This window comes from Zoogloea sp. (assembly GCF_028689785.1).
GTDB lineage: Bacteria > Pseudomonadota > Gammaproteobacteria > Burkholderiales > Rhodocyclaceae > Zoogloea.
The window spans coordinates 35,039-48,000 of record NZ_JAQVCN010000034.1 but is presented as its reverse complement, the minus strand read 5'-3'; the positions used below and the strand labels follow the sequence as shown (position 1 = coordinate 48,000).

Annotated in this window: 9 protein-coding genes and 1 pseudogene; 2 read left to right on the top strand and 8 right to left on the bottom strand. The window is 58.0% G+C overall.

Translation table 11 applies throughout. The features are described from left to right. Nucleotides 1-123: 123 nt before the first annotated feature. Nucleotides 124-462, top strand: a pseudogene (locus PHI64_RS14865) (transposase); the annotation flags it as partial. Between the two features lie 94 nt (nt 463-556). Here the strand turns inward: PHI64_RS14865 and folP are convergent. The 3 genes from folP to PHI64_RS14850 all read right to left on the bottom strand — a co-directional run bounded on the left by folP (nt 557) and on the right by PHI64_RS14850 (nt 4,256). After that, nucleotides 557-1,405 (bottom strand): dihydropteroate synthase, encoded by an 849-nt coding sequence (gene folP, locus PHI64_RS14860; protein ID WP_299884168.1) that lies wholly within the window; start codon nt 1,403-1,405, stop codon nt 557-559. Nucleotides 1,406-1,625: 220 nt separating this feature from the next. After that, complete coding sequence (ftsH, locus tag PHI64_RS14855) at nt 1,626-3,518, bottom strand: ATP-dependent zinc metalloprotease FtsH (RefSeq protein WP_299884154.1); 1,893 nt, start codon at nt 3,516-3,518, stop codon at nt 1,626-1,628. Between the two features lie 117 nt (nt 3,519-3,635). Continuing rightward, the gene (locus PHI64_RS14850) at nt 3,636-4,256 is read right to left on the bottom strand and encodes an RlmE family RNA methyltransferase (RefSeq protein ID WP_299884152.1); all 621 of its coding nucleotides are present in this window, start codon (nt 4,254-4,256) and stop codon (nt 3,636-3,638) included. Between the two features lie 38 nt (nt 4,257-4,294). Between PHI64_RS14850 and PHI64_RS14845 the strand changes: the two genes are divergently transcribed. After that, nucleotides 4,295-4,744, top strand: coding sequence for a YhbY family RNA-binding protein (locus PHI64_RS14845; RefSeq protein ID WP_299884150.1), 450 nt, complete (start codon nt 4,295-4,297; stop codon nt 4,742-4,744). Nucleotides 4,745-4,754: 10 nt separating this feature from the next. Here the strand turns inward: PHI64_RS14845 and PHI64_RS14840 are convergent, their stop codons facing one another. From PHI64_RS14840 to PHI64_RS14820, 5 genes are all read right to left on the bottom strand, one after another. Further along, the gene (locus tag PHI64_RS14840) at nt 4,755-5,216 is read right to left on the bottom strand and encodes a DUF4149 domain-containing protein (RefSeq protein ID WP_299884148.1); all 462 of its coding nucleotides are present in this window, start codon (nt 5,214-5,216) and stop codon (nt 4,755-4,757) included. 10 nt (nt 5,217-5,226) lie between these two features. Next, entirely contained in the window at nt 5,227-5,703 is a 477-nt protein-coding gene (gene greA / locus PHI64_RS14835; protein WP_296563719.1) for a transcription elongation factor GreA, read from the bottom strand. Further along, the gene (gene carB, locus PHI64_RS14830; RefSeq protein ID WP_299884145.1) at nt 5,700-8,924 is read right to left on the bottom strand and encodes a carbamoyl-phosphate synthase large subunit; all 3,225 of its coding nucleotides are present in this window, start codon (nt 8,922-8,924) and stop codon (nt 5,700-5,702) included. The genes greA and carB overlap by 4 nt, the downstream gene beginning before the upstream one ends. 71 nt (nt 8,925-8,995) lie before the next feature. Further along, nucleotides 8,996-10,177, bottom strand: a complete 1,182-nt coding sequence (gene carA, locus PHI64_RS14825; RefSeq protein ID WP_366945196.1) for a glutamine-hydrolyzing carbamoyl-phosphate synthase small subunit — start codon at nt 10,175-10,177, stop codon at nt 8,996-8,998. Nucleotides 10,178-10,309: 132 nt separating this feature from the next. Continuing rightward, complete coding sequence (locus tag PHI64_RS14820) at nt 10,310-12,907, bottom strand: response regulator (RefSeq protein ID WP_299884143.1); 2,598 nt, start codon at nt 12,905-12,907, stop codon at nt 10,310-10,312. Between the last annotated feature and the right edge of the window lie 55 nt (nt 12,908-12,962).

The following is a 12,962-nucleotide window of genomic DNA, read 5'->3' as shown; positions in this document are numbered from 1 at the left end:
ATCTCCTACGGCTCAATTCGACGGTCAAGGCCGGAATAAAGAACAAGCGCCTGCTCGCCTCCGCTTCCGATGAGTTCCGGGCGGAGGTGCTCGGGTTTATGACGTAACGGTGCGATTGCCCTGCCTGCCGACACCGCGCTCGAACGTCTGGTGGCCGTGACCAAAATGCGTTGGCGCATTGAACGTGACTATCAGGATCTCAAGCAGGAGTTTGGCTTGGCGCATTATGAAGGTCGGGGCTGGCGTGGTTTCCACCATCACGCGACCTTGTGCATCGCAGCCTATGGCTTTCTGGTAGCCGAACGGCTGCGTCACAAAGACACCAAAAAAAACGCCTTATTCGGCCCGCAACCTGCCTTACCCGGAAATTACATGCCGCGGGGCAGCTCGACGCACCCAGCGGCACGTTCCCAATTCGATCTCGACATTACGGTGGATCATCGCTCAGACGCTGGCCAATAGCCTTCAGCGATGCCCATGCTGCGCACAGAAAAGAGCGGGAAATTGACTTTCTATTTTAGTGACACAGTAAGACTAAGACATATCTAATACACCGTCATCCTGGAGAAACCTCGCCACCCGCAGCCTCAAGGGCCAGCCAGATACGGACTGCATCACGTGTCGCCGCAACATCGTGGGTTCTGACTATTCGCGCACCGTTTTGAATGGCCAGCATGGCAACGAGCGCCCCCGCTACAACACGGTCTGCAATATTCCGCCCGGTAGCTACACCAAGCATGGACTTTCTGGACATTCCGACGAGCATGGGGTAGCCAAGCCCATCAAGTTGGCGCAACCCGCCGAGAAGAGAAAAGTTGTGTTCGACGGTCTTGCCGAAACCAAACCCCGGGTCAACAAGGATTCTGTCTTCAGACACCCCAGCCTCAATGAGTGACTGCACTCTGGCAGCCAAAAAGACCTCCACCTCAGACAGCACCCTATCGTATCGAGGAGCAAGCTGCATTGTCTCCGGGATCCCCTTCATGTGCATGACGCACAAGGCTGCATCGGAATCTTTGACTGCATCCACGGCCCCGTCCGCCTGAAACGCAGCAATATCGTTGATGATATCAGCCCCTACGCCAATCGACTCACGCATCACCGCAGGCTTTACCGTATCGACCGAAAGCGGCACTCCGAACTGGGCGAGCGCTTCAACCACCGGCACAACGCGATCGATTTCCTCCTGCACTCCCACAGCCTGAGCTCCGGGCCTTGAGGACTCACCTCCAATATCCAGTATTTCAGCCCCCTCCGCAATCAAGGACTCCGCCGCCCGTAAAGCCGCATCAAGGCTGGCGCACCCGTCTCCAGAAAATGAGTCTGGCGTTACGTTTATGATCGCCATGATCTTTGGCACAGATAGATCCAGACGAAATCGACCACAACTCAACAAAGGAGGCATCTTTTCAAACTCGAATTGAGAATCACAGAAACCCAAGCCGGAACTCACGTCCAGCACACACCCGACGCCGTTCCGCTCTGGATATGCTCTGAGACAGACAAGTCGGGCCAACAACACTCAACACCGGCAAACAGTCGCTCCATAGGCCGGCACACTTACTCAACCGACATAACAAGAAAGGCCGGTCACAAGGACCGGCCCAAATACAATCATGAGGACATCAAGCTGCAGGAACTGTTGCGGTTGGCTCCGCGCCCGGCGTGTCATCTCCCGAACGTCGCGGCACGATTGAAGACGGCTTTGGGGGCCTAGGGGCCTTGCCTGCCATAATGTCGTTGATCTGATCGGCATCAATAGTCTCAAGCTCAAGGAGTGCCGCGGTCATCGCCTCGACTTTATCCCGATTGTCTTCAAGGAGACGTCGAGCAAGTGCGTACTGCTGATCAAGGATTCTGCGAATTTCCGCATCCACCTTTTGAAGCGTCGCTTCAGACATGTTCTTGTGAGTCGTCACCGACCGCCCCAAAAACACCTCACCCTCTTCCTCGCCGTAAACCATCGGCCCTAAATTGTCTGACATGCCCCACTGAGTCACCATTCGCCGAGCAAGGTCCGTAGCCCTCTGAAAATCATTCGAGGCCCCTGTCGTCATCTGATTCATGAACACCTCCTCAGCGATCCGTCCCCCAAAAAGGACCGCAATCGTTTGAAGGAGACGCTCTCTATCCTGACTATACCTATCCTGCTCAGGCAACTGCATCGTCACCCCAAGCGCCCTGCCCCGAGGAATGATAGTCACTTTGTGAACAGGATCCGTCTTGCTCAGGCATTTAGCCACTACTGCATGACCAGACTCATGGTACGCAGTATTCCGGCGCTCCTCCTCAGGCATGACCATCGAGCGCCGTTCCGCGCCCATCATGATCTTGTCCTTGGCCCGCTCGAAGTCATCCATATCGACCAGTCGCTTGTTGCCGCGCGCCGCAAACAACGCCGCTTCGTTAACCAGGTTGGCCAGATCAGCGCCAGCAAACCCAGGGCAACCACGGGCAAGAATCATTGCGTCAACATCGGGAGCAATCGGCACCTTGCGCATATGCACGCGCAGGATCTGCTCCCGACCACGAATATCAGGCAATGGAACAACGACCTGCCGATCGAACCGGCCAGGGCGCAAGAGCGCGGGATCAAGCACATCGGGCCGGTTAGTGGCCGCAATCACGATAACCCCCGATACCCCCTCGAACCCGTCCATTTCGACAAGCAGTTGGTTGAGGGTTTGCTCACGCTCATCATTCCCCCCCCCAAGACCCGCGCCACGCTGCCGACCAACCGCATCGATTTCGTCGATGAAAATGATGCAGGGCGCCTGCTTCTTCGCTTGCTCGAACATATCCCGAACACGGGCTGCACCGACACCAACGAACATCTCGACAAAATCAGAACCCGAGATAGAGAAGAAAGGCACCTTGGCTTCGCCGGCAATGGCCTTGGCCAGCAAAGTCTTACCGGTACCAGGGGAGCCAACCATCAACACCCCCTTCGGAATGTGTCCGCCCAGCTTTTGAAACTTGGAAGGATCTCTCAGGAACTCCACAAGCTCACTGACCTCTTCCTTCGCCTCATCACAGCCCGCCACGTCTGCGAAGGTGACCGTATTGGCCGACTCGTCGAGCATCTTTGCCTTCGACTTGCCAAAAGAGAACGCACCTCCGCGCCCACCGCCCTGCATCTGCCGCATGAAGAACACCCATACGCCGATCAACAGGATCATCGGGAACCACGACACGAAAATATTCATGAGGAAGGACTGTTCCTCCTCAGGCTTTGCGGCAGTAACCTTCACGCCATAGCGCATCAGGTCGCCAACCATCCAGATATCCTGGACGCCAGGCGTATAAACCGTAACCTGCCGCCCATCCTGCGTGGTCGCACGCACAGTACGCCCGTCCACGATCGCCTTAGCGATCTTGCCCTGTTTCGCGTCCTCCATAAACTGCGAGTACTCAACGGAGTTCTGCGCAGCTTGGCGGTTGTTGAACTGGTTGAAAACGGTCATCAGCACGACGCCGATCACGAGCCAGATCGCGAGATTCTTGAATAGATTGTTCAAAACGATTCCTTGAGGGCCCGACAGGGGCCACAGCCTAGTGGACTGATTCTATGTCTGATCGTTCGCTGGATCAAATTATGATCGCCATACCGAAAAACGATCAGCAACGACAGCAGACTAACCCTTCAACCCCGCACCGATCAGATAGACCTCCGAACTACGCCCTCTTGAGGCCTGCGGCTTGCGAACCAGAACCGACTTGAACGCTGCCTCCATGGCTTTACGAAACTCGTCGAACCCCTGCCCCTGGAACACCTTGACCACGAATTTTCCCGTCGACGCAAGGTGCTGACCGGCAAAATCCAGGGCAAGCTCTGCGAGATAAATCGAACGCGCCTGATCGCTTGTCGGGATTCCGGAGATATTGGGGGCGATATCTGACATTACAAGGTCTACCGACCTGCCTCCAAGCAACACTTCGAATTCGGCCACAAACGCTTCGTCATGAAAGTCCCCCTGCATGAACTCCACACCCTTGATGGGGTCCATAGGCAGAAGATCGAGGGCAAAGACTTGCCCCCCCGCTCCTACCCTTGAGATTGCCACCTGGCTCCATGAGCCGGGCGCCGCCCCCAAATCGACAACAACCATACCTGGGCGGATCAAACGATCCCTGTCATCAATCTCCATGAGCTTGTAAGCGGCGCGGGCGCGGAAACCCTCGGTCTTTGCACGCTGGACGAAGGGATCATTGACATGTTCCGTCATCCAGGATTTGCTAGTCTTGGTGCGCTTCATCGCGGTACAATATCGCCCTTTTTTCAAAGAGTTGTAAAATGATTGAACTCACGCCCACACAGCGGCGAGCGTTTCGTGCGCAAGCCCATCATCTGCACCCCGTGGTGAGCGTGGCCGGCAATGGTCTGACGCCTGCCGTGCTCAAGGAGATCGACAACGCGCTCCAGTCCCATGAACTCATCAAGATCAGGGTTTATGGTGAGGATCGTGCGCAGCGCGAGCAGATTCTGACAACAGTATGCAGCGAACTTGGCGCAGCCTCAGTTCAGCATATCGGGAAAACGCTGATCGTATGGCGGGAAAAAGCTCAACCTGAAACAAACGCCACCGGCACTCCGGCAGAAAGACCGAAGCGGGCTGCAGCAAAGGCAAAATCTGCCAAGTTGCTGTCTGCCCGTCGCGGCATTTCCTCACTGAACAAGGCTGCAGACAAGAAACCTCGCTGGTTTCCTGCCCCACCCAAGCCTTCCCGCGGATCGGACCGCTGACCCACCCAATTCAGCGCAGGCCGCGCCCCTGCAGGGTTACCAGCAGGATGCCAAGGACGCTCTGAATCAGGTAAACCACGCTGGAAACGCCATGCCAGACCATGAAACGGTCACGCAGGGCGCTTTCCATCACTTCACGCGGCAGAGAATCCATCTTCATCTGAGCCAGAATCGGCTGGACACCAAACTGCCCGGCTACCGTTAGCAACAGCATGAAAAAAACCAGCCAGAAGACGCTGCTCTTGAAAGCAGCGCCGTTTTTTCGCAATGCAAGGAAGACTAATAGATAGGCTGCAACTGCGATCCCCAACCACCCCACGTAGGCAAACATCTCACCCGCAACCCGCCCCGCAAGCGTCCGGTCACCCAAGACATGAAACAGGGTGGGTGCGGCAAGATAGCCTATAGCCCAAAGGGCGCCAACCCACAGCGATATAAGAATCGAGTAAAGATGTTCGGCAAAACGATGCATCTGACAGAAATCAAACGTAACGAACGTCAATCAACTCCAACTCGCGCACCCCGCCAGGCGCTTGCACCTCGGCGACGTCACCCGCAAATTTCCCGATGAGGGCACGAGCGATCGGTGAGCTGATTGCAATCTTCCCATCTTTGATATCGGCCTCGTCATCCCCGACGATTTGATACGTCACCGTATCTCCGGTATCCAGATCCTCAAGCTCGACAGTCGCACCAAAAACGCAACGGCCATCGGCATCAAGCAGCTTGGGGTCGATGATCTGACCATTGGACAGCTTGCCTTCAACCTCCCGGATACGCCCCTCGATAAAGCCCTGACGCTCCTTGGCAGCATCGTATTCTGCATTCTCGGAGAGATCTCCGTGGGAGCGGGCCTCAGCAATTGCAGCGATCACATTGGGGCGCTCCACAGTCTTTAGGCGATGAAGCTCCTGCTTCAGCTTTTCGGCGCCAGCGACGGTAAGTGGAACCTTGCTCATGCCTTCACCAGCTCGCCGTGGAGACCCTGCAGGGAATATGCCTCAAGACCAGAAAGATGGCGCATACCCATGCAGGCCGCACGCGCACCTTCGATGGTCGTATAGACAGTCACCTTTGCAGCCAGGGCACTGGTGCGGATAGAGCGCGAGTCGGTCACGGCCTGGCGCTTCTCTTCAACGGTATTGATGACCAGACTGATTTCATTGTTCTTGATCATGTCAACAATGTGAGGACGCCCCTCATTGACCTTATTCACCGCCGAAACCGGCAACCCCGCGGCAGCGATAGCACCCGCAGTACCCCGGGTAGCAACGACCGAAAACCCGAGTTCGACCAACTCGCGGGCCACTTCGATAGCCTTCGGACGATCTGCATGCTTAACGCTGATGAAGGCCTTACCCGAAGTCGGAAGACGAACGCCGGCGCCGAGCTGACTCTTCACGAAGGCTTCGGCAAAAGTGCGCCCAACACCCATCACTTCGCCAGTGGACTTCATCTCGGGCCCGAGGATCGTATCAACACCGGGGAACTTGACGAAGGGGAAGACGGCTTCCTTGACCGAGTAATACGGCGGCACGACTTCACCGGCAACCCCTTGATCGTCAAGGCTGCGACCTGCCATGCAGCGAGCAGCAATCTTTGCCAGCGGCAGGCTGCATGCCTTGGACACGAACGGAACCGTACGCGACGCCCGAGGATTAACCTCGAGCACATAAACCACGGCGTCGTCGCCCTCACCCTGAATGGCAAACTGGACATTCATGAGGCCGCAGACATTGAGTGCTCGCGCCATTGCTTCGGTCTGGCGGCGCAACTCGTCCTGCAGCTTCGGCGACAGGGTGTAAGGAGGCAGGGAACAGGCCGAATCACCGGAGTGCACGCCAGCCTGCTCGATATGCTCCATGATCCCGCCGATCATCACGCGCTTGCCATCCGATAGCGCATCCACATCCACCTCGGTGGCATCGTTGAGGAAACGGTCGAGAAGCACAGGCGAATCGTTGGAAACCTTGACGGCTTCGCGCATGTAGCGCTCGAGATCCTTCTGCTCGTGGACGATTTCCATTGCGCGCCCACCCAACACGTAGCTGGGACGCACAACCAGCGGGTAACCGATTTCGGCGGCCAGTCGAACGGCATCCTCAGGGGTACGTGCCGTGCGGTTGGGCGGCTGCTTCAGGCCCAGTTCGAACAACAACTTCTGGAAACGCTCACGGTCTTCAGCAGCATCGATCATGTCCGGACTGGTGCCAATAATCGGCACGCCGTTGGCTTCCAGCTCCCGCGCCCTTTTCAGCGGGGTCTGCCCGCCAAACTGGACGATGACACCGACAGGCCGCTCTACAGCAACGATCTCGAGGATGTCTTCCAGGGTCAGCGGCTCGAAGTACAAACGATCAGAGGTATCGTAGTCGGTGGAAACGGTCTCAGGATTGCAATTGACCATGATGGTCTCGAAACCGTCTTCACGCAGGGCGAGCGCCGCATGGACACAACAATAATCGAACTCGATACCCTGGCCGATCCGGTTTGGACCACCACCCAACACCATGATCTTCTTGTTACCGGTCGGCAGCGCCTCGCATTCATCCTCGTAGGAAGAATAAAGATAGGCGGTGGAGGTCGCAAATTCCGCCGCACAGGTATCCACGCGCTTGAAGACCGGGCGGACACCCGCCGCATGACGGTGCAGACGAACCGAGGTCTCGTCGGTGTTCAGCAGCTTGGCCAAACGACGATCGGCAAAACCCTTGCGCTTCAACTCCCTTAGCTCGGCGGCAGAGATACCCTTGAGAGAGCGGCCGGTCAGGGACTTCTCGGTCTTGACGATATCCTCGATCTGGATCAGAAACCAGGGATCAATGCGGGTCAGGGCGTGGACCTGATCCAGGCTCATACCTTCACGGAAGGCTTGACCCACATACCAGATTCGCTGCGCACCCGGGTCGCCAAGCTCACGCTCGAGATCATCCTGATCTGCCTCCACCTCATCCAGGCCATAGGCACCGGTTTCAAGCCCGCGCAGCGCCTTCTGGAAAGACTCCTGAAAAGTACGCCCCATGGCCATGACTTCACCCACGGATTTCATCTGGGTGGTCAGACGGTCATTGGCCTGCGGAAACTTCTCGAACGCAAAACGCGGGATCTTGGTTACCACGTAGTCGATCGACGGTTCGAAGGAGGCCGGCGTCGACCCCCCCGTGATGTCGTTCTTCAGCTCATCAAGGGTAAACCCCACGGCCAGCTTGGCTGCAATCTTGGCGATCGGGAAGCCCGTCGCCTTCGACGCCAGCGCAGACGAACGGGACACACGCGGGTTCATCTCGATGACGATCATCCGACCATCCTTCGGATTGATCGCGAACTGTACGTTCGAACCACCGGTATCCACACCAATCTCGCGCAGCACGGCGATCGAGGCATTGCGGAGAATTTGGTATTCCTTGTCGGTCAGGGTCTGGGCCGGAGCGACGGTAATCGAGTCACCCGTGTGCACGCCCATGGGATCGAGGTTCTCGATGGAACACACGATGATGCAGTTGTCGGCCGTATCGCGGACAACCTCCATCTCGTATTCCTTCCAGCCGATCAGCGACTCCTCGATCAGGAGTTCGTTGGTCGGACTGGCTTCGAGACCGCGCTTGCAGATCTCGACAAACTCTTCCGGGTTGTAGGCAATGCCGCCACCCGTTCCGCCCAGCGTGAAGGACGGACGGATGATGACCGGGAAGCCAATCTCGGCCTGGACCTGATGCGCCTCATCAAGGGTGTGCGCAACACCGGAACGCGCCGAACCAAGACCGATCTTGGTCATCGCATCCTTGAACTTCATGCGGTCTTCGGCCTTGTCGATGGCCTCTTCCTTGGCGCCGATCAACTCCACGCCATACTTGGCGAGAACGCCGTGCTTGGCGAGATCCAGGGCGCAGTTGAGGGCCGTCTGACCACCCATGGTCGGCAGCACCGCGTCAGGACGTTCCTTCTCGATGATCCGCTCGACTACCTGCCAGGTGATGGGCTCGATGTAGGTGACATCCGCAGTACCCGGATCCGTCATGATGGTTGCCGGATTGGAGTTCACCAGCACAACCTTGTAACCCTCTTCGCGCAGGGCCTTGCAGGCCTGGGCACCGGAGTAGTCGAATTCACAGGCCTGGCCGATGATGATCGGGCCGGCACCGATGATGAGAATGGTCTTGATATCTGTACGTTTGGGCATGGTTCTTCAGAGACTGGAAAGCTGACGGTTCAGGGGTGGCACCTCGACGGATGCCCTCACAGCTATCGGCTTCAGCCCCTCGCCTCCATCAGCGAAATGAATCGATCGAACAGGTAGGCCACATCGTGGGGACCGGGGCTCGCTTCAGGGTGACCCTGAAAACAGAAGGCCGGGACATCGGTCCGAGCAAGGCCCTGCAGACTGCCATCGAAGAGAGACACATGGGTTGCCCGGAGATTGGCCGGCAAGCTTGCCGCATCGACGGCAAAACCATGATTCTGACTGGTGATCAGGACCTGACCGGAATCGAGATCCTTGACTGGATGGTTGGCACCATGATGACCAAACTTCATCTTCATGGTTTTGGCGCCAGACGCGAGAGCCAGGAGCTGATGCCCCAGACAGATACCGAAAGTCGGAACGCCCTTGGCGAGAATCGCGCGAATCGCTTCAATCGCGTAATCACACGGCTCGGGATCACCAGGGCCATTGGAGAGGAAGACACCATCGGGGTTGAGCGCAAGCACTTCTGCCGCGGGAGTCTGCGCCGGCACCACGGTGAGACGGCACCCACGCTCGGCAAGCATGCGGAGGATGTTGCGTTTAACACCGTAGTCAAAGGCCACCACATGGAAGCGGGCGCTCTGCTGGGGCACATAGCCCTTGTCGAGCTGCCACTCACCTTCGGTCCACGGATAGGCCACCGAAGCAGATACCACCTTGGCCAAATCCATGCCGGCGAGCCCCGGGAATGCGCGGGCCTGGGCAAGCGCAGCCTCCACATTGAGCTCGGCAGCGCTTGCTGCAGTAAGAATACAGCCGCTCTGCGCGCCCTTCTCCCGGAGGATGCGGGTGAGCTTACGGGTATCGATACCTGCAATGGCGACGATGTTCTCGGACTTGAGGTAGGCATCCAGCGTCTGCTCGCAGCGCCAGTTGGACGCCAACATGGGCAGATCGCGAATGACCAGGCCCGCTGCGTAGACCTTGTCGGCCTCACAATCTTCCCGATTGATACCGGTGTTACCGATGTGCGGATAGGTGAGCGTAACGATCTGACGACAGTAGCTGGGGTCGGTGAGGATTTCCTGATAACCGGACATCGAGGTGTTGAACACCACCTCACCGGTTGTCATCCCTATCGCCCCGATGCCTTTACCGTAAAACACCGTCCCGTCGGCAAGAGCAAGAATGGCGGGCGGGAAAGCTGACACGGTGAACTCCTCGAAATCTTGTGATTGGACGACAGACATGGGCAGCCAAGCTACACATGAAAAACGGGATCAGCCTTGAGTGGCCATCCCGCTGAGAAACTTTCTAATTATAGCCCGTGGTGAGATTTCGGGCAAATCCGACTTCAGAAAACTGACAGGGCGCTGACAAGCTCACCGCCCCCCACGCGCCCGACGCAGCACGCCCGCAAGACTCCCAAGCTCGTTGAGCAGTTCCGGCAACTCCCGACGAACCGCAGCACGATCCTGCTCCTTGCCCGCATTTTCGAGCCGCTGGGCTGCAGCCAAGGCACCTGCTGCATTGAAGACACCCGCCGACCCCTTGATAGAGTGGGCCAGACTGCGGATCGACGCAAAATCAGAGTTGCGCTGAGCGAGCTCCAACGCCTTTCGATTACGCTCAAGATCACTGAAGAACAGGCTGATGAGCTGTTGCAGGGCGGCCTCATCGCCATCAAGCAACTCCCGGGTGGCACCGATGTCGGCGATCGCCGCATCCGCCCCCACATCAATACAGCTCGCCGCCCGGGCGCCGCCCACCTGCGGAGCATCGTCGATATCCCCCATCACCCGATCTATCACTCCATGCAGCTCCACAGGCTTGATCGGCTTAGCGATGTAGTCGTCCATGCCCGCCATCAAGCAGCGATCCCTGTCGCCTTGCATCGCGTGGGCGGTCATTGCCACAATCGGAGTTGACTGCCACTTTCCCCCGGCCGCCCAGCTTCGCCGGGCCTCACGGGCACGGATGGCCTGGGTGGCCTCCAACCCGCCCATCACCGGCATCTGCACATCCATCAGAATGAGGTCGAAGCGCTCCTTGTCGAACAAATCAAGCGCCTCCCGGCCATTGGCAGCAACGATGATGGTGTGCCCCACTTTTTCAAGCATCTTCACAGCAACCGTCTGATTGACCGGATTGTCTTCGACCAACAGAATCTTGAGGCGCTGGCCTGTACGCGATGGGGGCGGCGTACAGGCAAATGTCTGCTCGGCCTCAAAAGCCAGAAAGCGCTCTTCCGCCGCCGTAGCCCCATGAAGCGCCAGACCGAGAGCATCAATCAGATCACTGCGCGAAAAAGGCTTGATCAGACGCGCACCAACCTTGAGACGCTCGCACTTGACCGTATCCCCGCGCTGCGTATTGGCATCAAGCATCATGATGACGCGATCAAGGCGCGGCCAGCCCTGGAACAGCTTCTCCGCCAGCGCGTAGCCGCCAGGCGCAGGCATCGCCGTCTCCATGAGAACCCAGTCATAAGGCGTATTGAGCTTGCTCGCCAAAGCCAGCATCTCCTCCAACGCCTCGCCACTATCAGCTTCCCGTACATCCAGCCCCAGAGACCGCAACTGAGCTCCAACACTACGACGCAGGGCCGAATTACGGACACCCAACAAGGCCCGACGGGCACCCAGCACCGGCACCTCACTCCTTCGCGCCAGCCCCACACCCACATGCACAGAGAAACGGAAGGTGCTCCCCTCTCCGGGCCGACTGCTCAAGGTGATAGCCCCCCCCATGAGCTCTACAATCCGCCGACAGATCGCCAGCCCCAGCCCCGTCCCACCGTATTTCCGGGTCGTGGACTCGTCAGCCTGCGAAAACGCACCGAAAACCGCCTCGTGCTTGTCTTCCGGGATACCCACCCCGGAATCCCGCACAGAGAACTCGAGAACACACTCCCCACCCTCAACCTCACGGGCACTTACCGACACCTCCACCTCGCCCCGCTCAGTGAACTTGATGGCATTCCCGACAAGGTTGGTCAACACTTGGCGCAAGCGGGTTGGGTCTCCCAGCAAGAAACTCGGAACCTCCTGAGCGACCGAATAGAAGCACTCAACCCCTTTCTGATACGAGCGCAAAGCCAAGGACTTCATCGTATCGCCAAGAAGATCCGGAAGCGAAAACTCCACCCGCTCAAGGCTGAGATGCCCCGCCTCGATCTTCGAGAAATCAAGCACATCATTGATAATCCGGAGCAGAGAGTCAGCCGAACTCTTGACCGTGTTCAGGTACTCTCGCTGCTCGTCATCCAGCTGCGTATCCAGAACCAGCTCGGTCATTCCAATGATTCCGTTCATCGGCGTGCGGATCTCGTGACTCATATTGGCCAGGAAATCACTCTTGGCGCGATTGGCAGCCTCAGCCTGCTCCTTGGCATGAAGCAGCTCCAGCTCCGCACACTTGGCCTGGGTGACGTCCCAGTAGGTGCCAACCATCCGCGTCCAGCGCCCATCCTCCCCCCGACCGGAAGCCCTGCCTCGAACCAGCATCCAGCGCCAGCCTCCCGCCTTGGGCGCGACACGAAACTGGGTTTCAAAAAAATCCAGCTCGCCCCGGAGATGCGTTACCAACTGATGGCGGGTAATCAACAGATCGTCCGGATGAAGTAGCGGCAACCACGACGAAAAGTCGCTCGAACATTCGGCTTCATCGTAACCGAGAGCCCGCCTCCAGGAATCATCGAACACGATCCCCCCACCAACGAGATCCCAGTCCCACAATCCGCCGTCCGTGTTCTGCAGCGCCAGCTCAAGGCGCTTCCCCGTCTCCACGGCAGTCCGCTCTGCCCGCTCACGTGCAGCCACTAAACCGCGCACCACCGCCATCAACTCGACCGTCGAGGCATGGACTGCACCCTGCCCCTCAACGAGGCCGTCTGTTGCTGACTGCTCCCGCAGAAAGTCTCTCAGGGCACGCCCGAGATCGGCATCAGCGGCGATGGACTCCAACTCAGGACGATTCACGTAGGCTGCCAGGTATCATGAGGGCACGGCAAAAACAAAGAAGGCGCGCCAGACC